The following is a 22,729-nucleotide window of genomic DNA, read 5'->3' as shown; positions in this document are numbered from 1 at the left end:
AGTTGCAGGAAAGGGGCTGAATGGGCGCGTTACGGGCCGAGAGTATTGACGGTTGGCAGGTCAGACGCGGAAGTGGCTGACCATCATCTGCAACTGATTACCCAGCCGTGCCAATTCAACGCTGGACGCGGCAGTTTCATCGCTGGCGGCGGCCGTTTGCTCGGAGACGTCGCGCACGTTGATGATGCTGCGGCTGATCTCTTCGGCCACCGCGCTTTGCTGCTCGGCAGCGGCGGCGATCTGCTGGTTCATCGACTGGATGTTCGACACCGTGCGGGTGATGTTTTCCAGTGATACACCGGCCTTGCGGGTCAGCTCGACGCTGCTGTCGGTGAGGCTGCGGCTGTTGTTCATCACCGCGGCGACTTGCTGGGTGCCGTTCTGCAGGCCGGCGACCAGGCCTTCGATTTCTTCGGTGGATTTCTGTGTGCGTTGGGCCAGGCCACGCACTTCGTCAGCAACCACGGCGAAACCACGGCCGGCTTCACCGGCGCGTGCCGCTTCAATGGCAGCATTGAGCGCCAGCAGGTTGGTCTGTTCGGCCACTGCCTTGATCACGTCCATGACGCTGCCGATCTTGTCGCTTTCCTGTTGCAGCACGGTCATGGCTTCGGTGGAACGCACCACTTCACTGGCCAGGCGTTCGATCTGAGCGATCGCTTCGTTGACCACTTTATCGCCTTCGCGGGCTTCACCGTCAGCCGCTGCTGCCGCTTGCGACGCTTCTTCGGCGTTGCGCGCGACTTCCTGCACGGTGGCGGTCATTTCGTGCATGGCGGTGGCAACCTGATCGGTTTCGATTTTCTGGCTGTTGACCCCGGCACTGGTTTCTTCAGTCACCGCCGACAGCTCTTCCGCAGCGCTGGCGATTTGGGTGACGCCGTCGCGGATACCGCTGATCAGTTCGCGCAGGGTGACGCCCATCCGTGCGATGCCTTGCTGCAATACGCCAAGTTCGTCACGACGGGTGACGTGGACATCATGGGTCAGGTCGCCGCCGGCGATGCGTTCGACCACCGCCAGGGTTTCGCGCAGTGGGCGAGTGATCTGTCGGGTGATGATCACGGCCGCGAGAACGCCAACCAGCAATGCCAGCACTGTACTGATCAGTTGCAGGGTGCGCGCCTGAGTGCTTTCGGCGTCACGGCGATCCAGCTGGATCTGATACAGCGCGTCACTGCGCGTAACGATGTCATTGCCCTGGACAGTCATTTCCTGGCGAGCCACCACCGCGTCATTGTTGGCCGCTTTGTAGGCCTGCAATGCGTTGCGGTAATTGAGCAAGGCGCTTTGCAATTGGCGCAACGCATCTTGCTGGCTGTCGGCGAAATGCGTGTTGAGTGTTTTCAGGCTGGCAATGGCCGCGTCCATCTGGGCGAAGGATTTTTGCTCGGTGGCCGGATTGCTGTCAGCGATGTAACCGCGAACCTCGTAGCGGGCGAGCTGAAACTGTTCCTTGGCTTCGGTGATGGCCAGGAGTTGTTCGAAGCGTTGATCGCTCAAGGGCATCTGGCGCACACGGGTGTCGATGTCATTGATCAGCGTGTTGGCGCTTTCGGCATTCTCACCCATGGTCTGACGCACACTGCTCACGGTCCGATAGGCGCTGCGCATTTTGTTCAGCGATTGCTGGTAGGCATCGATGACTGTGCCCTGTTCATTGAGCAGCTTGAGGTTTTCCGGGCTCTTGAGGCTCGACAGCAGTTTTTGCTGCTGGGCCTTGAAGCCGTCGAGGGCGGTTTGCACAGTCTGCGCCACGGTTTCGTCACCGTTGGCCAGCATGTACTGCAAACGGGTAACCCGCAGTTTGGTCAGACCCGCATTGAGCTGAGTGATATCGCTCATCCAGTTGCTGCGGTCGATCAGTCCACCCAGGCTGGTCCAGCCGGTCAGGGCGAGAATGCACGTAAGGGCCAGCACCAGGCCGAAGCCCAAGCTCAGCTTCAGGTTGACGCTGATGTTGGCGAACCAGCTATTCATCAAAAATTCCTCCAGGAACGTTGTGCTGCTTATCGTCAGTTGGCTGGAAGATTATTGTTTTTGGAGGCCAGCAGAATGTATTCGTAGAGGGCATATCGGCGGCAGGCGCGATAGCTGAAACGTTTTTCGTAACAAGAAAATACGGGGCATGCTTGTCGGTTGAGCATTTTTTCACATTCATTTCACTGGGTACTTACGCATCGACTTTTAATGTTGCCCGTACAATTGGGTATTCGTGTGTCCGAGGCAGTGTGAAGGTGGAGTCAAGATTGGGTTTTGCGGGTATCAAGCGTTCACTGAACCGGGGTGGGCTCACTCGCGCTAAATACATTGCCCTTGCACTACTGGCATCACTCTTTGTTATCGCGTTGGCATTCTGGCTGCTGCGCCCAGTCGGTCCGGCGGACCTGGCCCACGGCAACATTGCCGGAGACAAGGCCCTGGCGGCCAGTTGGGCCAAGGGCGATACGATTGTGCTGATCCGTCACGTTGAGCGATGCGACCACTCCACTGCTCCTTGCCTGGACAGTGCCGATGGCATTACCGAACGCGCGCGTGCGGTGGCTGTCGGGATAGGTTCGCAATTCGCTCACCTGGGCCTGACTAACACCGACATCTACAACAGTCCGTTGACGCGGACCACGCAAACGTCGCGCTATATGTTCAATACGCTCGGCAGTGCCCAGGATTGGCTCTTCAACTGCAAAGGCACGATGCTGCGTGACGTGCTGGCGCACAAGGTCGCCGGCCGTAACCTGGTGCTGGTCACCCACAGCGAGTGCATGGCGGATCTGGAAAAAGAACTGAAGTTGCCAGCATCGACCCCTGGGTATGGCGCGTCGCTATTTTTTACGCTGGATACCGCGCAAACCCAGCCGAAACTGCTGGGGCTGATCGAAGCCTCTGACTGGCAATCAGTCGATATCAAATAGCCCGGCGGGTTGATCCTCCCAGGCTACTTTTGCCAGGCAATAAAAAACGGCACCTGCATCAGGTGCCGTTTTTTTTGCTGGCCGTTTTACTGTGCGACGAAATAGTAATCCTGACGCCCCACCAGCATTTTCTTCAGTACCTTCAACGGGGCCTTGGGCTCAGTCTCGGCGGCAATCAGCGCCACATGCGTGGGAGAGGCGGCGAGAAATGCCGTCAGCTCGGCTTCGGTCTGCAAGTCCTTGAGCAGGGTGTGGGTGTAGAACACCGTTGCCCCGGCAGTCCGTTCGTTCGCCTGATACAGCGCAACTTCTTGTCCGTTGGCCTGCATGGTCTGAATCTGCTCGGTCAATGGCAGGAACGACAGTTTGCGGTCAGCACGCGGGACGATCCATTGGGCTGCGGCCAGATAACTGACGAACAGCACGCTGATGATGCCGATTGCGATACCGCGACGATTGCGGGCGATTTTGCCGAGCAAAGTTGATGCTTCGGTGTGCTTGCGCAAGCGCTCGTATAGCACTGCCGCATATTCTGCGGCCAGTACGGCGGCGGCCGGCGTCAGCGACATCAGGTACACCGTGCGCTTGCTCGACGCGAGGGTCAGCATGAAGAACTGGGCGAGCAGCCACAGCGTGAAAAACAGCAGGTAGCGATTGTTCACCAGGCTCTTACGGAAATGCCACAACCCCAGGTACACCAGGATGTTCCACGGCAGGAAGGCTTCCGGCAGTTTGGCCAGGTAGTAATAGAACGGCTCGTAGTGGCCGGCTTCAACGAACGAGCCGTTGAAGCGCCCGACGCTGTTGGTCAGGAGCACTTCGGCCAGTGCCTGCGAGCCACCGCGCTGATAGAGCATGAACAGCCAGATCACCAAAGGGACCAGCCCGAGCAGGGTCGCCAGTGCCGGCCCCATCCAGCGCGGCAGGCTGAAGCGTTTGTCGATCAGGCTTTCGGCCAGCAGGTAGGCGAAGATCACCACCCCCGGCATTGCCAGGCCCAGCACACCTTTGCTCAACGTGGCGATGGCGATGCCGACAGCGAAGAGCAGCCAGCTACCCAAGGCTGCGCGCTGTTCGGCTTGTTGGCGATAAGCCTGATAGAACGACAGCAGCGCCAGGGTTACGCCCAGGCTCAGCAGTGCATCTTCGCCAACACCGCGAACGTTGCCCCAGTAACTGGCCATGGTCGCCAGCATGATCCCGGCAACCCAGGCGATGGTCGTTGGACGGCCAAATCGGCGCAGCATGGTGTACAGCAGCATCACGCTGAACAACCCGGCGAAGGCCGAGGCCAGGCGCACGGCCAATGGCGTGCCACCAAACGCACGGATCGCTCCGGCATCGAGCCAAAGGCTCAGCGGTGGTTTTTCCAGAAAGGGCTGACCGAACAGGCGCGGAGTCACCCAGTCGTTATCCAGGTGCATTTCCATCGCAATCCCGGCAACGCGGGGTTCGGTGGAACCTTGTAACTGGTGATTGCCAAGGGCGAAGAAGAACAGCAGGCAGGTAAGTAGCAACAGGAGTGGGGCAGGGCGTGACATAGGCATCAGGCTACCGAAGGATGAGGGCCGAGAGTAAAACAGGACTCGTAAGTATACGAGGCCACTTCTTAACAAAATGTGAATTGGAAACATCATGGGCAAGGCCGGCCGGTTTATAGCTCAGTAGAACCGGGTCGGTCACCCTTTGCATTGATTGAGGTGCGCACCTAAGGCAGATGATCAGCGGCAAAATCAGTTTCCGAACGGGCCTGTAGTTTGCCTTTGCGGCAGGCTCGTTGAAAGCGTTCGAAGTCGCACTCGTTCTGCTCGGAATAGGCCTTGGCGTACTTGAACAGGGCATTGGCCATGACCTCGCTCTTGCCAATGTAACCGCTGATTTGTGCAGCTTGTCCGCTAGCTTTGGCATGGGCTCGAGCCAGGGCTTTGCCACAGATGTGGCCATACGCGGAAAACGTTTCGGCATCGAAGGTTTCCAGCTCCGCCGATATTTTCATGTCCCGTAGCTGGCGCACATAGAAGTGCTGGCCATTGGGGCTGGTGGTCCAACCGAGGAACAGATCGCTGGCCGACTGCATCAGGCGCTGGCCTTCAACCACGCGCTGGCCGTCATGGCGTATCCGCGATTTGGCTTTGACGTAATCGGCAATCACCGAACGGCGTGCTTCCTTGAGCTGCAAAAACAGCGGTCGCTCCTGGTCGTCGGTCAGCAGAGCAACCAGGCAGCGTGTCCCGACGCTGCCCACCCCAACGACTTTGAACGCCAGGTCCTGGACCTGGAAGCGCGCCAGCAAATCACGACGATCGCCCATCAGCGTGGCTCGGTAATCGTGCATGAGGCTGTCGTACGGTGGTCGCCAATCGTCCACGCGCATCCAGTCATCATTGGCGTCCAGTAGCGTGGAGTCTTTGTGCAGATGGAAGATATGTGGCAGATCATCACGGATCAGCAAGCGGCCGTGTTTATCGCGCTCACATATCTTGGGCAGCAGTTCCGCGTGGGTGCGATGCTCGGCTTTGTTAATGGCGTTTTTCACATGCTCCAGCGTGCTGGTGGAGGGTTCCTGTTTGAGCAATTCGTTGTAACCGAGGGCGTCGTACCAGATTTCCAGGGCACTCTGCTCGGCGCATTCGGCCATGCTCTCTCGATAGGCTGAGACCACACGGCGACAGATGTCTTCCTCCACTGACGCAACGTGGCGCAGGTCGCGAATGGCGACCAGAAAGCTCGTCACCAGCCGTTTCAGGTCCCACTCCCATGGACCCGGGTGAGCTTCATCGAAGTCGTTGACGCTGAACAGCAGGTTGCGTTCCGGTGTGCCAAAACCACCGAAGTTCATCAGGTGACAGTCGCCGCAAATGGTTGAATGCAGGCCCATGTCCGGCGTCCCGGACAGGTCGTGGGCATGGAGCAGAGCGTTGCCACGATAGAAGGCGAAAGGCGAAACCAGCATGCGCCCGAAGCGCAACTCGTTCAGCGAACGGATTCGCCCTGCACTGGAGGCCTTGATCAAGGGGAGTGGGTCGCGATCAGTCTTGCCGAGCAGCGCCTGAGCATTACGCGAGCACTGCTTGCGCGCATCCTTGCCCTGCTTCAGACGGTCTTTGAGGGTGGTCATGAGGTCCCTTTCGAGGTGGGCTGAAAGACTGGCGCAGACAGGAAAGGCGCCGCTGGGCGAAGTGTAGGACTCGCTTGAAAGCTAGCAGGAATCCTCCTGAAAGCCAGCGGTTGGCTTGGTATCGATGAACAGCCTTTTAGCACTGCATAGGGCCTTCTTTCAGACCTTCATATTGCTCGGGCATCCGTGAAACGAATGCATTTCCCTTATCGGTTGTTTTGAGGCGGTGCCCAATGCTTGTGGGTTGGCTCTACGGTAAGTTACATTAAGTGAAACCTTCCGTAGAGTCATGCGGCATGCAATCCTACACAACATCGATGCAGCCCATGGGGCGCCTCATCCGAAAACTGAGCAGTCTGGCCAGTGAAGAGCGCTATCTTTTTACTCCGGACGACCTCAGGGTTCTTGTGCCGGATATCTCCGAAGGTGCCTATAAAACCTTGTTGAGCCGTGCTGTCTCGCAAGGCCATCTGGCGCGGGTGTGCAGAGGGCTTTACCTGTTTGAGGCGGCCAAACCCGTCAGTGGTCTGGTGCTGTTTCATGCGGCTGCCAGATTGCGCGCCACGCAATTCAACTACATCAGCCTGGAAACAGCATTGAGCGATTGCGGGGTCATCTCACAGATCCCCATCAACTGGATCTCGCTGATGTCATCCGGGCGCAGCAGCATTATTTCATGTGGACGCTGGGGCACCATCGAGTTTGTACATACCCGTCAGCAACCCCAGGATCTGGTGGGTCAGATTCATTACGATGCGCGATGCCGGCTATGGCGAGCAACACCGCAACAGGCATTACGTGACATGAAAGTTGCGAAACGGAACATGGACCTGATCGATTGGAGTGCCGCCAATGAGTTTGTTTGATGAGCTGGTCGATGAAGCGCTTAGAAACCAGCAAAATCTTGCACCGTTGCGAGTTGTTGTAGAAAAGGAACTGCTGCACCACGACATCATGCTGGCGCTGAGCTCCGCTGGCATGCTCGTAAAACTGACCTTTATCGGCGGTACTTGCCTGCGCGCCTGCTATGGCTCGAATCGTTTGAGCGAAGATCTCGACTTCACCGGTGGGGCTGACTTCAATCGTGAAAGCCTGACCCAACTTGCTCAGGTACTGGTTGATACCCTGAAGGCCAAATATGGTCTTGAAGTCGAAGTCGGTGAACCGGTTCGCGAGGAAGGTAATGTCGACACCTGGAAACTGAAAGTCCAGACCCGACCCGGACGCAAGGATTTGCCTGCCCAGCGCATCAACATCGACGTTTGCGCCATCCCGAGTTACCAGCCACAACCGATGCTGCTGCTCAATCCGTATGGGGTCGACATGGGCACCAGCGGTCTGATCTTACAGGCTGAAACACGTGAAGAAATCTATGCCGACAAGATCGTTGCGTTTGCCCTGCGCCCCAATCGAATCAAGAACCGCGATCTGTGGGACATGGTCTGGTTGCGTCAGCAAGGCGTAACGCCGCAGCTGGATCTGGTTGCAAAAAAACTCGCTGATCATCATTGCGAGCAGGACGAGTTCTTGAGATTGTTCAAGGAGCGTTCAGCGGCGCTGGTTGCTGATCCGAAAATCGTCGCCGAGTTTCGCAAGGAAATGAGCCGGTTCCTGCCGGGTGAATTGGTGATGAAAACCGTTAATGAACCGGCGTTCTGGACGTTTTTGGTGGGGCATATACGTGAGTTGTATGTGACGACTGAACGCGTGTTGAATGGAAGTGATGGTGCGCAGGGTTTCAAGATGTGATGGCGGGTCTGAGGCGTGCTAACCGGCAGCATTCTACTGCTCCAACTGAAATGGGCGACCTTGATGAGGCCGCCCATTTACTTTTACGACAACAAAACCTGCGCCTGCAATCGTCGCCCAACGACGTCCAGCAAATCACAACCATCGCGCAGTGAAACCACCAACGCGCGCGCCAGTTCACTGTGAATTCCCTCGCCGGTGGCGACGATCTCCAGCAATTGGGTCGCGGTACGGATTCGGTAGGCGGCTGTTTCATGCAGCACGTCGAGTGGCGCTTCGGTGTTGATGTCAGGACGAAGGGTGAAGAGATTGCTTACAGAAGTGGTGGTTTTCTCGGGGAGATTGAGGGGGATCTTTTTCATGGTGGAACTCCGGTAGTCTCGAGAGGCCTACACTTTTACGGCCTGTCACAACCGGTCGCTCATTTGCAGTGACGATTCAAAGGTATCTTCATGACGAGAGGCTTTCCAGTTCATCAATGCCGCCGCAGTGTGCGGGAAATGTCCTAGGATCGTTGGGCGCGCGGCAATAAAAAATGAAGGGCTGTCGATTTGGGGCGCTACCGTTCGACAAGGTAGTGAATAGTTCACATCCAACGGAGAGACGACGATGCGATTCATGATCATTATAAAAGCCAGCCAGGACTCCGAAGCCGGCGTGATGCCTACCCAGGAATTGTTGACCGCGATGGGCAACTACAACGAAGAGCTGGTCAAGGCTGGCATCCTCCTCGGCGGCGAAGGCCTGCACCCCAGCAGCAAAGGCTCCCGCGTGCGCTTCTCTGGCGAGAAACGCACGGTGATCGACGGCCCGTTCGCCGAAACCAAGGAGCTGATCGCCGGCTATTGGCTGTGGCAGGTGAAGTCGAAGCAGGAAGCCATCGACTGGGTCAAACGCTGCCCAAACCCGATGCCGGGCACAGAGGCCGAAATAGAAATTCGCCAGGTGTTCGAGGCGGAAGATTTCGGCGCCGAGTTCACACCGGAGCTGCGCGAGCAGGAAGAGCGTGTGTGGGCGCAGGCGAAAGATCAGGCGAAGAAGTGCTGAAACGCAAAGGGGGCGGGGGAAAGGATCGAGACGTGAATCGGATACCTTTTCCTGCGTCCCCGATCAGCTTGCTCGGCAATCAACGCTAAGGCCCGTGTGGCAGTGCTTGTTGATCAACTCACAAAAATAATCTTCGACACCAACTCCGCGCTGTTCTTGGCCTGCAGTTTTTTCATCAGGCGGGCGCGGTGGACTTCCACGGTTCTGTGGGAAATTGCCAGTTTTTTGGCCACTTCCTTGCAGGTCAGGCCATTGACGATGTGCATCGAGATTTCGCGTTCGCGGGGTGTGAGATTGACCGTGGCGTGGTGCGGCCGGTCCATGCGTTCGAAGTGCCAGACCATCAGTTTGAACGGATCGTCGGGGGTCAAGCTATAACCGTGCGACCTGGCCCAGAACACTTCGCCGCTTTTGTGTTGCATGAAGCGTTCGTCGGAATAGGAGCCGCTCTGGCTGTTGCGCAACCAGGTCTGGCTGCGATTGCCGATGGCTTTGTAGTCCGCCTGGGAGGGATAGATCAGCAGGGTCAGATGACCCAGAAGCTCTTCGCGCTGGTAGCCGAACAGTTCCAGAAATGCCTCGTTGCAGTCGAGCATCACGCGGTTGCCGGTGATGAGTTGCGGGGCGGGCGACACCTTGAATGCCAGGCGCTCAAGGTCTTTCAGTTGATGTGCGAAGACGGTCATTGGGCATCCTGCCTCGATTAAATCCGGTACTGACGACGCTTTGTATCAGAGCGCTTACTTATTCATGTACGTAGTTGTACGAACTAGCGAGCGATCCGGGCGGTAGGTCATTGTAGGGAATGCCTGATCCAAGCACAGAAGAAAATCACCATGCCCCATGATTCCGTATCCATCGTCGCTGCCGCGCACTCTCGATTTGGCCGTCTGGACGGTTCCACATTGGAAGACCTGATCGTTCAGGTCACCCGCGAAGCCCTGGAAGACGCCGCCATCGACGCCTCAGCCATCGACGCGATGTTCCTCGGGCATTTCAACTCGGGCATGGTTGCGGATGGTTTTCCCGCCTCGTTGATGCTGCAAGCTGACCCTGGCTTGCGCTTCAAGCCCGCGACCCGTTGCGAAAACGCCTGCGCTTCGGGTTCGGCGGCGATTCACGCGGGGATCAACGCGATCCGCTCAGGTTCAGCTGAACTGGTGTTGGTCGTGGGCGCCGAGAAGATGACCTCCAACTCCACGGCCGATGTCACCAAGGCCTTGGCCGGAGCCGGTTATCAAAACGATGTCGAAGAGGCCGGGCTCAGTTTTCCGCAGTTGTTCGGCCTGGCCGCGCAACAGTACCGGGACCGCTACCAGTGCCCGATGGCGTCGATGGCCGCGATCGCCACCAAGAACCACTCCAATGCCATGGCCAACCCCTTGGCGCAGATGCACCGGGTCATGGATTTCGAACACTGCAACAACGTGTCGAAGAGCAATCCATATGTGGCGGAGTCGTTGCGCCTGACCGATTGCTCGCTGATCAGCGACGGGGCTGCGGCCATTGTGCTGGCCTCGTCCAAGCGCGCCAGGCGGTTTCGGCGTGACGTACTGATTCGCTCGGCGACACAGGTCAACGATTTCCTGCCGATTGCCCAGCGCGACATTCTCGCGTTTGAAGGCCCGCAGCGCGCGATCCATTCGGCCCTGCGCGGGGCCAATATCACCTTGGCCGACCTGAGCTTTGCCGAGGTCCATGACTGCTTCACCATCGCCGAATTGCTGATCTACGAAGCCATGGGCCTGACGCCCAAAGGCGAGGGCCATCGGGCGCTGGATGACGGTATCGTGCGGGCGGGTGGACGTCTGCCGGTGAACCTGTCGGGCGGGCTCAAGGCCAAGGGGCATCCGGTGGGCGCCACGGGAGTGTCGATGCACGCAATGGCCTTTCGGCAGCTGACTGGCGAGCCGATTGGCCTGGCTGTGCCGAATCCCGAGTTCGGTCTGCTGTTCAACATGGGCGGCATGGCGGTCGCCAACTATGCTTCGGTGCTTCAGGCACGCAGGGCTTGAACATGAATATTGCTAACTGGTTGAACGACGCCGGCCGACGCTGGCCAGAGCGTCCAGCGTTGTTCGAGGGGCAGCGGCAAGTCGCCGACTACGCCACGTTTGCCGTCCGTGTCCGTAGCCGTGCAGCGCAACTTATAAACGAGCACGGTATTGCGCCCGGCGACCGTGTGGCGCTGTTCATGAAGAACAGTTGCGAATACCTCGAACTGCTTTATGCCGTCTGGTGGGTGGGCGCGGTAGTGGTGCCGATCAACTGCAAGCTGCACCCTGCTGAAGCCGGCTGGATCGTCGACAATGCGCAAGCCCGGCTGATTTTAACCGATGGCGGCAAGGTGTTCTTGCCCGAGGCGTTGCCGCAGGACTGTCGAGAACTGAATGCAGCGGCCAGTCTGGCGTGCGCTTCGGTCGATGTAACGACGTTGGAAGATCCCCGTTCTTGTGATGCCGATCACCTTGCCTGGCTGTTCTACACCTCCGGCACCACTGGGCGATCCAAAGGGGTGATGCTCTCTCATGGCAACCTGACGGCCATGTCGCTGTGTTATCCGCTCGACGTTGATCCGGTCAGCCCGGATGACGCGGTGGTCTACGCGGCCCCAATGTCCCATGGCGCCGGTCTCTACAACTTTATCCATGTGCGTTGCGGTGCTCGCCATGTGGTCCCCGAATCCCGTGGCTTCAAGGCCGACGAGCTGTTCGAGTTGGCGAGCGGGCTGCGCAATATCACCCTGTTCGCCGCACCGACCATGGTCAAGCGCATGGTTGAGCAGGCCCGTCGCCAAGGCTATGGCGGCGACGGGATCAAAACCATCGTCTACGGTGGCGCGCCGATGTACCTGGCGGATCTGCAAGACGCGGTCGAGACCTTTGGTGCACGGCTGGTGCAGATCTACGGTCAGGGCGAGAGCCCGATGACGATCAGCGCCTTGTCGCGAGAACTGATTGCCGATCGCAACCGTCCCGACTGGGCCTTGCTGGCCGCTTCCGTGGGGCGAGCACATTCGTGCGTGGAAATCAGGATTCTGGACCCTGAGCACCGGCCGTTGCCAGCCGGCCAGTCGGGGGAAATTGCCGTGCGCGGACCCACCGTCATGCAGGGCTACTGGCGCAATGAGCCCGCGACTCGCCAGACCTTGGTGGATGGCTGGCTATTGACTGGCGACATCGGTTTTCTTGATTGCGCGGGATATCTGACGCTGACCGATCGCTCCAAGGATGTGATCATTTCCGGGGGCTGCAACGTGTACCCGCGAGAAGTCGAGGAAGTGCTGGCGCAACACCCTGAAGTATTTGAAGTCTGCGTGGTCGGCGAGCCGGATGTGCAGTGGGGGGAATCGGTGGTAGCGTTTGTCGTCCCCCGCAGTGCCGGGGTGCTCGACGAGTCTTTGCTCAATGCCTGGTTCATCGAGCGCATGGCGTCGTTCAAAAAGCCGAAGAAGTATGTGTTTCGCACAGAGCTGCCCAAGAACAGTTACGGCAAGATTCTCAAGACCGACTTGCGCCTCTGGTTGAAGGAGGCCGCGAGCGGCACTGCTGTTCCTTGAGTTGTGTTTTCCATGGATAGAAATCAGACAGGAGTCCCTCTCGTGGGCATTCAACAGAAAAACCCGGCCCGGCAACGGCGTCGGGCGTTTATCGGTGCAACGTCCGGCCACCTGATCGAGTGGTACGACTACGGCGTTTATGGTTTTCTCGCCGTCTATATCGGCAAGGCGTTCTTCGTCTCCGACGACCCGACCAGCAGCCTGCTCGCCAGTTTTGCGGCTTTTGCCTTGAGCTTTTTCATCCGTCCGCTGGGGGGGCTGTTCTTCGGTCCGCTGGCGGACAAGATCGGTCGGCGCAAAACCCTGATCACGGTGCTGGTGATGATGGCCGGCTCTACCGTTCTGCTCGGGCTGTTGCCGACCTATGCCACGCTGGGTATCGCAGCACCGATTCTTCTGGTGCTGATCCGCTGTGTGCAAGGCTTCTCGGCCGGTGGCGAGATCGGCACCATCACCAGCTTCATCTCCGAGTACGCTGGGCCCGGGCGACGCGGATTTGCGACGTGCTGGTTGATGGTGACAGCGGTGCTCGGCCTGTTGCTGGGCGGTGCGGTGGCCAACGGCATGACCTGGGTGATGGGCGCTGACCTGATGCAAGCCTGGGGCTGGCGCATTCCGTTCCTGATAGCGGCGCCGCTGGGCCTGATCTCGATGTATATCCGCCTGAAGCTCGAAGACAGTCCCGAGTTCCTCGCGCTGCAGCGCGCAGGGGAAACCTCCAAAGCTCCTCTGCGAGAAGTCTGGCAGTGGAAACGGGCGATTGCCCTGGTGTTCTTCATCATTACCCTGCACAGCTCGATCTTCTATCTGGTGCTGACCTTCGCCTCGACCTACATGTCGAGCATCCTCAAGTTCGACAGCGGCACGACCTTGCTCTACGTCTTCGTCGCCAGCCTCTCGGCCGCAGTGGTCATGCCGTTCGGCGGCGCGTTCACCGATAAATACGGGCGCAAACCGTTTTTGCTGGTGGTCGGCACCCTGGCCACTTTGGCGATGTACTGGCTGTTCAAATCGGCACCCACGGCGACGCCGGCTTCGTTTATCTATCCGTTGATGACGGTGGCGATTTTGTTCGGCCTGTATGCCTCGTCGACTTACGCATTGATGAGCGAGTTGTTGCCCACGCGAATCCGCTCCACCGGCATCGCGGTGGCGTACAACATTCCGGTGGCGGTATTTGGCGGTAGCGCACCGCTGATTTCTACCTGGCTGATCAAGGTAACCGGCGACATTACCTCGCCCTGGTACTTTTACATCGGCACGGGCGTGGTATCGCTGATCGCACTGGTGCTACTGCGCAAGGAGGATTTTGTCGCCTGCGCAAGTCCCGCCGAGGTGCCGAAGACTGGGCGAGCCGAGCTGGCGTTGGCGCCCGCACCTTGAACAGGTGAGTGATAGACAAAGCCCCAGATGCAACAACGCCCGCACAAGACGGCAATGCTGTTCACTTAAGCCGATGTTTCAGGCACATCCGCAGTTGTGGCGAGGGAGCTTGCTCCCGCTGGGGCGCGAAGCGGCCCTGAATTGGGCCTGCTACGCAGTCCAGCGGGAGCAAGCTCCCTCGCCACAGATACTTCTCAGGCCTCCAGACTTCCTTAAGTGAACAGCATTGCGCACAAGACGGGCTTTGTTGATTTTTGAGGGGAGAGGGTTCGCACAAGATGGGCGAACCAGAATTCATTGACTCTCTGGCACAGATTGCCGCGCTCGTAACACCACGATCCCCGGGGTCTTCGCGATGTAGTCCTTGAAGGGAGAGTCTACGACTTCCCGGTTCTTTTTCTTCGAAGAGGCATTACGCAGTACGGGCCCTTCGTCCTTGTTGATAAAGAATCCGGTATGGGTAACGTCGAGGCCGGCGAGTTGGGTGTAGATGCCAACGTAATCGCCAGTCTGCAAACGGCTGATCACATGGTCGTTAACAAACGCGCTGGGGATATAGGTAATCGTGCGCTCGGTCATGGGCACGCCCGGCAAGTAAGCGCTGCCATCGGCTTTTCGATTGAGGCGCTTAACCACGGTTACCGCATGAGGGCTGATTTGCGCGGTGACGTCGTCGGCCAGTTTTTGCTCGGCCTGCGACCAGTCGGTGAAGAAGTGCCGGCGATGCAGGTAATCGAGATTGCCGTTCACATAACGCGTCTGAATGAGGTTTTTGAAGAAGTCCGCTTCATTGTTGGACTTTCTCAGCGCTTCGACGTAATCCAGATAGGTGAAACAGTCCAGGCCCCTGAAGTCGACGACCAATGCTTCCGGCGTGGTAGCAGAGCCCTGCAACCTGTTCGCGGAATAGGGCCGTCCCAAAAACTCCCGTGAAATCAGATTGTTCATCTGCCCTATGTCTTCGGGATTGATCGCTGAGCGTTCTTTGAGCAGGGCATCCAGTTTGCTGGCGGTATAACCATCCATGTTCAGTGGGGCGTGCCCATTTGCGGAGGCTACGTTCTCCACTGCTTTCGTTTTCTCGACGGGCAACCCAGTCCCGCACGCTGTCAGCATGGATACCAAAAGAAATACAGCAGACCTGCGCATTCGAGTTTCCATCGTTTTCGGCTGTTACGTCGTAAATGGTAATGTTTATTGATAGGTCTGTGGGGATTTTGAGACTGCCGGGGAAAGTTCAAAGCATTTTTTTCGGGAAATACCGACTGGGTACTTCGCCCAGTACTCGACGGAAAACACTGGTGAAGGCACTCGGGCTGCTATAGCCCAGATCAGTTGCCACCCGCGTAATTGCCTCTCCGTTACCCAAACGCACCACGGCCGCCAACAGACATGCCTGCTGACGCCATTCGACAAAGCTGATACCGGTTTGTTGGCGAAACAGCCGGGTAAATGTGCGGCGGCTCATCCCGACCTGCCGAGTCATATCATCAATTCCGGTTTCCAGCGACGGTTGCTCCAGCAGCGTTCGACAGACGTGCGCCAGCCTTGGTTCGCTTGGCAGCGGTGCATTGAGCGATAAGGGCGACATGCCGGCTATTTCGTGGAGCAGCAAGGTCATCAAATATCCGTCCAGATCTTCCTTGGCATACAGTGCCGGAACGTCCATGGCCCGGATCAGCAGTTGTTTGAGCAATGCCGAGACGCCGAATACCTGGCAGTGCGCAGGCAGACCGAGTCGAGCGGCGGCGCGGTTACGGATGTAGGTATTAAGCATGGTCACCGGTCCGCTCATGCTCATCTCATGGGGGACGCCTGCCGGTACCCAGATAGCTCTTTGTGGGGGGACGACCCAGTTGCCCTGGCGAGTGAATACCGTGATGACGCCACAGGCGGCGTAGGCAAACTGGCCACGTTGGTGCGTATGCAGATCAAAGTGTTGGCCATCCAGATAGTTATTGGCCGTGACCACTGCATCGCGGGGAGTGTTTTCGTAGGGATCTATTTCAGTTTCGCGCATGGCCCGAATTTAATGATTTATGACCTGATAGTGCAAGCGAGCCATTGCCCCTGTTGCGCATAGTGGCGTCGCGGTTGGGGCATACAGCCACTGGCCCGGCATACTGGAAATAGAACTTCATGCAGAAAAAACACCTGATCCTGGCCGTGTTGGTGACGGCTGTCTGGGGTCTGAACTTTCCCATCACCAAACTGGGTCTGGCGGCTATTGATCCACTGTTGCTGACGGCTCTTCGCTTTACGCTGGCGGCGTTGCCGTGGGTGTTTTTTGTCCGGCGGCCGTCGATCGCCATGGGGTGGTTGGCCGCCTATGGATTGATTTTCGGGGTCGCGATGTGGGCGTTGATCAACCTGGGTATCGAACTGGGTGTGCCACCAGGGACCGCAGCCCTGTTGATTCAGTTCAGTGCGTTTTTTACCTTGGGCTGGGGTGTATTGCTGTTTCGCGAACAATTGAGCCTTGGACAGACGCTTGGGGTGGGGCTTGCAGCACTGGGTTTGATCAGCATTATTTTCAGCAGCCCGGGCCAGGCAACGACAGTGGGTTATGGCTTGTTGCTGGTGAGTGCATTTAGCTGGAGTGTAGGCAACATCATCATCAAACAGTCAAAGGTCCGGGAAATGTTTGCCTTTGTGGTATGGGCCAGCCTGTTCCCGCCGATCCCCTTACTGGCGCTCACCTGGCTGGCACACGGTTCCGCTCCGTTTACCTCCCTGGTCACACACCTTGAATGGGTGTCAGTGTTCTCGCTGTTGTTTCAAGTCTACGCGGCGACACATTTCTGTTATTGGGGCTGGAATCTACTGCTGCGAGAGTACCCGGTTTCCAGGGTGGCACCGCTGTCTTTACTGATACCGGTGTTTGGCGTCGCCGGCTCGATGCTGATGCTCGGGCATCGGGTTGATTTCAACGAAGGGATTTCTATTGCGTTGATCCTGTCGGCGCTTGCAGTGGGGTTGATGAAGGGGCGCGAGCGGGTGCGGATTGCACAGGCTGGTGAATAGGGCGGGGGAGTTGGCGATGTTTGAACGAGCGCCATGAAAGACAGAACACCGTTTCCGGGCTCCCATTTCGGTAGGTCAGGTGTCTCGACACAATCGCACCTGACGAAAACGTACCGCTACGAATCCGAGTTGGCCAAGCTCCAGCACCTATCCCAGTTCATGGCCCAGTAGATCAATCAGATGATCCATGGTGACGCGTACAGCGGGGGAGCGCCGTACGTCAGCATGAACAGACATCCAGATATCCCGCGCTGTCGGTTCGTCATCAAGCTCAATCTTGACCAGCGCCGTATCTCGATCAGCGAGAAAACAGGGAAGTATCGCCACGCCGATGCCTGCTCGTGCGGCAGCTAGCTGCGTTGCGACATCGCTACTTTGAAGCACGAAGGGGCGCCCATCTGCAAAGCGTTGTATCCAGCGCTGTTGGGGAATTTGATGGAGCGCCTCCTCAAAGCCAATGAATGTCCAGGTCGGTGAGGGCCTCAACGCATACGCTGGGCTGGCATAGAGGCCGAGCTTCATTGAGCCTACCTTGCGAACAATGCGACCGGCTGTTTCAGGTCGTACGAACCCGATGGCGACGTCCGACTCCCCCTTTTCAAGTGAAGCAACACCTGAGGCCGCGCTGAGAATGACCTTGAGGGCCGGATAGTGCGAGCGCAAGCGGGCGAGACTCGGTGCTATCAATGCACTCGCCAGAATGGGGAGAGCGCTCAGTCTCACGGTCCCTGACAAAGGAGCCGTACCACGTGCATGACGGCCTATCGCATCGGTGATGGCTTCCATCGGCATGGCAATCGCGGCCAGCGCCAAGCCGTCCTCCGTGAGTCGCGATGAGCGTGGCAGACGCTCCACCAGTTTCATCCCGAGAGATGTCTCAAGGGCCGTAATACGTCGGCCCACTGTTGCGTGATCGACGCGTAACTCTTTCCCCGCGGCAGTGAATGAGCCGAGGCGAGCAACGACAACAAAATGGTGCAGATCTTGCCAATTCATCATGAGTGCAATTTCGCACACTTGAGTTGCGCCAGCACGCGTTTTCCGGTTTTTCCCGTAACCCTATAGTCCCTGCATGCATCATCAGGCTTACCGCCCTGTGAGCAAATACGGGAAGACAATCATGATTTTGTTCTACGCGGCTGGGGCCAGTTCCCTTGCTCCTCATATTCTCCTGCGTGAAGCAGGCGCCTCCTTTTCGCTTGAGAAAGTTGATCTGATGAGTAAGCAGTGGTCCGGCGGAGATTACGACCTGATCAATCCGAAGTCGTACGTGCCGACCCTGAAAACAGACGATGGGGCGATCCTGACCGAGTGTGCCGTCATTCTGCAGTACATCTCGGATCAGCACTCGGAGCGCAATCTTCTCCCGGCGCAGGGGCGCTTTGAGCGCTATCGCGCACTGGAATGGCTTGGCTTCATTTCGACCGAGGTACACAAGAACTTCATCACGCCCGAGCGGCATGGCGGGGTCAGTGCAAACTTTCTGGCGAAGACGATCGAAGGGCAGAGCGCGACGCGGCGCCTGGTTTCGCCACGGCTAGCGTATGTCGATCATGAGCTGCGCGAGAGGGACTACCTGATGGGGGACGGGTTTTGCGCCCCTGACGCCTATCTGTTCACAATGCTAACGTGGGCCAAGCGATTAGAAATCGATCTATCGGCATGGGACAATTTGCAGGCCTATTTCCAGAGGGTCAGTGCAAGGTCGGCAGTGGGCGAGGCATTGAAGGTTGAAGGGCCTCCACATTCTTTGCGTCCTTTACATAACGTTTCCCCCTAACCGCTCTCGGCGAGGGCGCTTACGCGCAACGCGCCATGCCTGGCGCACGTATAAAAAAGCCCGCATTTGCGGGCTTTTTTGCACTATCGGTGCTTACCAAAGCGGTACGATATAACTCACGTAGAGCCGGTTTTCATCCTGCTTGGTCTGGCCCGTCAGGCTAGGGTTGGCCTGGGCGTTTTTCCAGGTCACGCCCAGTCCCTTCAACTTACCCTCAGGCACCTGGTAGCTCAGCGCCAAGTCGCGCTCCCATTCGCTGTCGCCGCCTTTAGTTACTTTGATCTTATCGCCGTGCGCGTAAGTGGCCAGAAAGCCAAGGCCTTTGATGCCCAACTGACCGAAGTCGTATTTGTACTGAGCCATCCAGGTTTCTTCGCCAGCATGCTGGAATTTGTTCAGTTGCAGGTTGGTCAGTGCCGGTGTATCAGCGCCGGCGCCAGGACCTTGTCGGGCAGCGCCACTGTTAAGCCCGGAGTCCAGGTAAGGGAAGTCACTGTCACCGGTGTTTTTCTGGGCCCCCAAGCCAATGGTGTGGCCCGCCAGGCTGTAGCTTTCCATCAAACTGATAGTGGACTGGTTAATACGCCCCTTGGTCAAGCCGTCACCGTAAGAGCCCGCGGTGGCAAAGTCGCTGTCGCCATTCGCGTTGCCGCCTACGCCCAGGCTGCGGTAGGCGCGGAAATCACTGAGGAGGCTACCGACCGGTAGCGCGCTGGTGTGCTTGGCGCCGATGAAGGCTTGTTGGTAGTAGTCCTGAAGATTGGAGTACCACAGGCTTAAGGTGGTGTCGGCAAGGCCTGTATAGTCAGCACCGCCATAGAGGAAGCGGTCGCTGAGTTTCGCACCGCCGCCAGTGGTCATGTCACTGTCGTTGCTTTCATTGCGAATTTTCGTCCGGACGATGTCGCCAGCCGTGAAGGTGAAGTCGGACAGGTCTTTCGACACCAGTTGCACGCCGGTGTTGGTCTGGTGGTACAGACGCCCATCGGTGTTGGCCAGCATCGGGTTATTTTGGCTGAGCATACCAACGCGCAACTCATCCTTGAGGAAGCGCATCTTGAAGGTCGGGCTCAAGACACTAAAGTCATTAGCGGATTTCCCATCATCCAGCGGGAACATGCTGCCGGGATAACGACTCTGGTGATCCTTGTTATTCAGGTCACCACCAGAGTCGAGCTTGAGGCCGTAAAAGGCCTCAAGATCCAGGCCGAAACCCACAGCACCGTCGGTATAACCGGAGCGGAAATTGAACTGAAAACCCTGTCCCCAGTCGCGGTAACTCTTGGCCTTGGCGGTGCTGCCCACCACGTCACGGCCTTGTTGATTGAGGTAGCGGTTGAGCAGGGTCAAGTCGGCATGGCTGTCGTCGATGAAGTCCGCATGGGCAGGCAACATCGCGCCTCCCAGCAAAGCGCCAACGAGGGATACGGCTAGTTTCTTGATCATCATGGATCTCGTTCACAGGGTAATTCACCCTGCCGACGGACTTGTTCATCCAAGGCAATCCTTTACCCATGCATCGGCAGTTTTGCAGCGCTGATGCCAAGCATTTGAATCGCTGCAATATTTTGAAACGCATTAAGGGCTTCGAATATGACAATTCGGTTACGCGATCTTTAGATGTTCGTTGCATTGACCTGCATATAAAAAAGGCGCTGAAGAAGAAAACGAAGTGTGTCCCCGATGGAGTTCAGTTAGGACGTAGCCAGGAAACAGGTTTGGACAGCGCCGCGAATGACGCTGGTGGAGTTGCGGGAATCGATCATTTCTTTTGCTGACCAGGTCTGGCATCGCGAAGAGCGTGGCGTAACCAATTTCAAATGCAGTGGTTTATGAGTCGAGGCGTAGCCTTACTTGCTCGCATTCGGGATGCGGAGGATATCAAGGGGGGAGGTGGGGAAGGCTGGCAAGCTGAAAGTCGTTTTCAAGCTGGGCCTGATCCAGGTTGAGTATCGCGAGGTTGATCCGCAGGCTCGGAATGGGAAACAACGTCATGCCGCGTTTCTGGCAGAGTTGCTTGCGCAACAAGCTAGAACCCCAGATGCAACAAAGCCCGCACTAGGCGGGCTTTGTTGATGCTTTGTTTGGTGGGCCGGGGTCCTGTCGGGGCGCGTGCGGATTCAGTTCGAGACCGGCGAATCCCTCGGCATCGGTTGCCGCGAAACAACCTATTTCAATAGCTCAATTGGTCATATCTATCTGGCGGAAGGCGAGGAGGGGGCAGTTGCTGAAGTGATGGTAGTGATGCCGGAATCATGAGGTTGTCGGAGTCAGTTAAAACCAACTTTTTAAACACCCTGAGTCTTCACGTTGTTAGAGTTTATTTGTAAAAAACAAGGCCTGTAATGGAGTGTGTACACCTTTTTTAAGTGCTGTTCAGCTCGCGTTCAGAAAGCGCACGCATCTGGATAGTTTGAATAAATAGGCTGTACTGCTTTTAACAACTCTTTACTTTTGCAATCTGGATGGCCCAAAAACAACATGGTAGCCTGCGCATTTTCAGGGGGCGGTAGGGTCACATGAAACGGTTAAAGGAAGTGGCTGTAAATAAGCCATGCACATTTATTTTCATAATGGCATTTATTATATTGGCTATTCTGCAATATAAGCCTGCCGTGCTCAATTACACCACGCGCTTTGTCGACTTTGCCCAGTATATGTTGCAGCATGGGATTACGCTGTTTCCAATCGCTGATGATCTGCAGCCATACCCTGATTATACGGTGCTCAACACGCTCCTCGTGTATCTGGTTTCCTTGCCGTTTGGCCGTGTATCCATCCTTTCGATGGGTTTCCCTTTTTGTGTTGCCGCCGCCTTGATGCTGGTGTTTATTTACAAGCTGGGTGCGCTGCATGAAAAAAAATGGGGTGCCTATGGTGTTGTGTTTGCTCTGTTCACTTGGTCATTCTTGGACGGCGTAAACTCCTTGGCGCTGGATGTATACCCTGCACTTTTTACCGTGATGTGCTTCTACCTGGCCTATTCGGGAGAGGTGCATAAACAACGTTTTCGGTTGCTACTGGTACTCGCGGGGCTTGCGCTGGGCTTTGCATTTCGTGGCCCTATTGGCCTGATCGGCCCTGCCAGTGTAGTTGCCTCCTATTATCTGTTAAGCCGGCAGTGGCGCATGCTGGTGGTGTTCTCCTTGTTCGCGGGCCTCGTCCTGGCCACAGGTATTGCAGTGCTGGCATGGGCTGCCTACGTACAAGGTGGTGACGCCTTTCTACAAGAGGTCTTGATCATGCAGGGGTTGGGGCGGTTTGGCAGTGATCACGCGCCCCGTTATTACTTCTATTTCTCTGCAGGCTTGCTGACCTATGGCGTAACCGCTTTTATTGCTTTGAGCGTCATCATCAAGACGGGTAAGTACTTTTTTGAGCGTTCAGCTCATCCGGCCACGAACATGCTCTTGTATCTCACGGGCTGGCTCCTTGTGGTAGTCGTGCTGTTCACGATTCCAAGCTCTAAAAAGGCGCGTTATGTACTTTCAATTACCCCCGCTATTTCCTTGTTGGCTGCCTACATTTTTGTAGATCGCAGCCAACTATTTGCAAGCGCCAGAGATAAGCTGTTGGGCTTTTGCTTGAACTTGCCAGTTATTGGGTTGGGACTGTTGCTGCTTGTATTTACATATGGTTTTTATGCTGTGACACCTCTTCGGCCAAACTATTTCGGTGCGTTAGTGGGGTTGATTTCCCTTGTTGCAGTTCGGCCCTGGATGGAGTCGAATTTCTGCGCGCATCCACATCGTGAGTTTGTGATTTTTTCTTTTGGTGCTATCGCTTTCCTTATATTGGATATGTTTTTCTTTAACTCTATTACTTACAACTTGGAGTTGGCCCATGAGCCGACACCAAAGTTTCTGCCTTATTGGTTTTGGTGAGGTGTTCGGTCAGATGGGTTGAGTTACAACAACTTCAACTTTCGTTTGGCAACCAACAAGGCACTGATGCTAAGGGCGGCCGCGAGTATTAGATAAAAGCTGTGGAAAAGGGGGGGAATTTATTTTTGACGGGTGTCCCCGATGGAGTTCGGCTAGGACGTAGCCAAGGAAATAGGCTTGGACAGCACCGCGAGTGATGCCAGTGAAGTTGCAGGCAACGATCATTTTTTTGCTGACTGGGTCTAGCATCGCGAAGAGCACGGCGTTGCTGGT

General features: G+C 56.8%; 20 protein-coding genes and 1 pseudogene. 11 read left to right on the top strand and 10 right to left on the bottom strand.

The features are described 5' to 3' along the window. Nucleotides 1–60: 60 nt before the first annotated feature. Nucleotides 61–1,980, bottom strand: a complete 1,920-nt coding sequence (locus AABM55_RS25145; protein WP_347928051.1) for a methyl-accepting chemotaxis protein — start codon at nt 1,978–1,980, stop codon at nt 61–63. Nucleotides 1,981–2,237: 257 nt separating this feature from the next. Between AABM55_RS25145 and AABM55_RS25140 the strand changes: the two genes are divergently transcribed. Continuing rightward, nucleotides 2,238–2,912: a histidine phosphatase family protein gene (locus AABM55_RS25140; RefSeq protein ID WP_347928050.1), complete on the top strand. Its 675-nt coding sequence runs from the start codon at nt 2,238–2,240 to the stop codon at nt 2,910–2,912. Nucleotides 2,913–2,998: 86 nt separating this feature from the next. On the opposite strand, the gene AABM55_RS25135 is transcribed toward AABM55_RS25140, so the two are convergent. Continuing rightward, the gene (locus tag AABM55_RS25135; protein ID WP_347930083.1) at nt 2,999–4,453 is read right to left on the bottom strand and encodes a phospholipid carrier-dependent glycosyltransferase; all 1,455 of its coding nucleotides are present in this window, start codon (nt 4,451–4,453) and stop codon (nt 2,999–3,001) included. Between the two features lie 167 nt (nt 4,454–4,620). Next, on the bottom strand, nt 4,621–6,030 hold the full coding sequence (locus AABM55_RS25130; protein ID WP_347928049.1) for a DUF2252 domain-containing protein: 1,410 nt from the start codon (nt 6,028–6,030) through the stop codon (nt 4,621–4,623). Nucleotides 6,031–6,299: 269 nt separating this feature from the next. On the opposite strand from AABM55_RS25130, the gene AABM55_RS25125 reads away from it, so the two are divergent. Next, nucleotides 6,300–6,896, top strand: a complete 597-nt coding sequence (locus tag AABM55_RS25125) for a type IV toxin-antitoxin system AbiEi family antitoxin domain-containing protein (RefSeq protein WP_347928047.1) — start codon at nt 6,300–6,302, stop codon at nt 6,894–6,896. Next, nucleotides 6,883–7,779 (top strand): nucleotidyl transferase AbiEii/AbiGii toxin family protein, encoded by an 897-nt coding sequence (locus AABM55_RS25120; RefSeq protein ID WP_347928045.1) that lies wholly within the window; start codon nt 6,883–6,885, stop codon nt 7,777–7,779. The genes AABM55_RS25125 and AABM55_RS25120 overlap by 14 nt, the downstream gene beginning before the upstream one ends. Before the next feature lie 83 nt (nt 7,780–7,862). On the opposite strand, the gene AABM55_RS25115 is transcribed toward AABM55_RS25120, so the two are convergent. Together AABM55_RS25115 and AABM55_RS25110 are read right to left on the bottom strand one after the other, a co-directional pair. Beyond that, nucleotides 7,863–8,141 carry a hypothetical protein gene (locus AABM55_RS25115; protein WP_347928044.1) on the bottom strand — a complete coding sequence of 93 codons (279 nt, stop codon included), beginning with the start codon at nt 8,139–8,141 and terminating at the stop codon, nt 7,863–7,865. A 45-nt stretch (nt 8,142–8,186) separates the two neighbouring features. Beyond that, the gene (locus AABM55_RS25110) at nt 8,187–8,405 is read right to left on the bottom strand and encodes a hypothetical protein (protein WP_347930108.1); all 219 of its coding nucleotides are present in this window, start codon (nt 8,403–8,405) and stop codon (nt 8,187–8,189) included. Between AABM55_RS25110 and AABM55_RS25105 the strand changes: the two genes are divergently transcribed. Next, nucleotides 8,389–8,826 carry a YciI family protein gene (locus AABM55_RS25105; RefSeq protein ID WP_347928043.1) on the top strand — a complete coding sequence of 146 codons (438 nt, stop codon included), beginning with the start codon at nt 8,389–8,391 and terminating at the stop codon, nt 8,824–8,826. The genes AABM55_RS25110 and AABM55_RS25105 overlap by 17 nt on opposite strands. A 113-nt stretch (nt 8,827–8,939) precedes the next feature. On the opposite strand, the gene AABM55_RS25100 is transcribed toward AABM55_RS25105, so the two are convergent. Next, nucleotides 8,940–9,512, bottom strand: a complete 573-nt coding sequence (locus tag AABM55_RS25100; protein WP_054594093.1) for a LuxR C-terminal-related transcriptional regulator — start codon at nt 9,510–9,512, stop codon at nt 8,940–8,942. Nucleotides 9,513–9,662: 150 nt separating this feature from the next. Between AABM55_RS25100 and AABM55_RS25095 the strand changes: the two genes are divergently transcribed. Genes AABM55_RS25095 through AABM55_RS25085 form a run of 3 tightly spaced genes read left to right on the top strand, consistent with a single transcriptional unit; the run spans nt 9,663 to nt 13,768 of the window. Next, nucleotides 9,663–10,841, top strand: coding sequence for an acetyl-CoA acetyltransferase (locus AABM55_RS25095; protein ID WP_347928042.1), 1,179 nt, complete (start codon nt 9,663–9,665; stop codon nt 10,839–10,841). A 2-nt stretch (nt 10,842–10,843) separates the two neighbouring features. After that, nucleotides 10,844–12,385, top strand: a complete 1,542-nt coding sequence (locus AABM55_RS25090; RefSeq protein ID WP_347928041.1) for an AMP-binding protein — start codon at nt 10,844–10,846, stop codon at nt 12,383–12,385. 42 nt (nt 12,386–12,427) lie between these two features. Next, nucleotides 12,428–13,768, top strand: a complete 1,341-nt coding sequence (locus tag AABM55_RS25085) for an MFS transporter (protein ID WP_347928040.1) — start codon at nt 12,428–12,430, stop codon at nt 13,766–13,768. Between the two features lie 294 nt (nt 13,769–14,062). On the opposite strand, the gene AABM55_RS25080 is transcribed toward AABM55_RS25085, so the two are convergent. Together AABM55_RS25080 and AABM55_RS25075 are read right to left on the bottom strand one after the other, a co-directional pair. Then, complete coding sequence (locus AABM55_RS25080) at nt 14,063–14,917, bottom strand: DUF1460 domain-containing protein (RefSeq protein WP_347928039.1); 855 nt, start codon at nt 14,915–14,917, stop codon at nt 14,063–14,065. A gap of 88 nt (nt 14,918–15,005) precedes the next feature. After that, nucleotides 15,006–15,788, bottom strand: coding sequence for a helix-turn-helix transcriptional regulator (locus tag AABM55_RS25075; RefSeq protein ID WP_347928038.1), 783 nt, complete (start codon nt 15,786–15,788; stop codon nt 15,006–15,008). 119 nt (nt 15,789–15,907) lie between these two features. On the opposite strand from AABM55_RS25075, the gene AABM55_RS25070 reads away from it, so the two are divergent. Continuing rightward, entirely contained in the window at nt 15,908–16,792 is an 885-nt protein-coding gene (locus AABM55_RS25070) for an EamA family transporter (RefSeq protein ID WP_347928037.1), read from the top strand. A gap of 147 nt (nt 16,793–16,939) precedes the next feature. Here AABM55_RS25070 and AABM55_RS25065 read toward each other — a convergent pair whose 3' ends face one another. Then, nucleotides 16,940–17,791 carry a LysR family transcriptional regulator gene (locus tag AABM55_RS25065; RefSeq protein ID WP_054598182.1) on the bottom strand — a complete coding sequence of 284 codons (852 nt, stop codon included), beginning with the start codon at nt 17,789–17,791 and terminating at the stop codon, nt 16,940–16,942. A 121-nt stretch (nt 17,792–17,912) separates the two neighbouring features. Here AABM55_RS25065 and gstA point away from each other — a divergent pair, with 121 nt between their 5' ends. Then, on the top strand, nt 17,913–18,572 hold the full coding sequence (gstA, locus tag AABM55_RS25060) for a glutathione transferase GstA (RefSeq protein ID WP_173860014.1): 660 nt from the start codon (nt 17,913–17,915) through the stop codon (nt 18,570–18,572). 93 nt (nt 18,573–18,665) lie between these two features. Here the strand turns inward: gstA and AABM55_RS25055 are convergent, their stop codons facing one another. Further along, entirely contained in the window at nt 18,666–20,018 is a 1,353-nt protein-coding gene (locus AABM55_RS25055; RefSeq protein WP_347928036.1) for an OprD family outer membrane porin, read from the bottom strand. A 642-nt stretch (nt 20,019–20,660) separates the two neighbouring features. On the opposite strand from AABM55_RS25055, the pseudogene AABM55_RS25050 reads away from it, so the two are divergent. Both AABM55_RS25050 and AABM55_RS25045 read left to right on the top strand, forming a co-directional pair. Next, nucleotides 20,661–20,831, top strand: a pseudogene (locus AABM55_RS25050) (XRE family transcriptional regulator); the annotation flags it as partial. A gap of 260 nt (nt 20,832–21,091) precedes the next feature. Beyond that, nucleotides 21,092–22,456 carry a hypothetical protein gene (locus tag AABM55_RS25045; RefSeq protein ID WP_347928035.1) on the top strand — a complete coding sequence of 455 codons (1,365 nt, stop codon included), beginning with the start codon at nt 21,092–21,094 and terminating at the stop codon, nt 22,454–22,456. Nucleotides 22,457–22,729 lie beyond the last annotated feature (273 nt).

It is taken from the genome of Pseudomonas helvetica (assembly GCF_039908645.1).
Taxonomy (GTDB): Bacteria; Pseudomonadota; Gammaproteobacteria; order Pseudomonadales; family Pseudomonadaceae; genus Aquipseudomonas; species Aquipseudomonas helvetica.
Note: the sequence above shows the minus strand (reverse complement) of the source record. Positions and strands in the feature narration are given on the sequence as shown.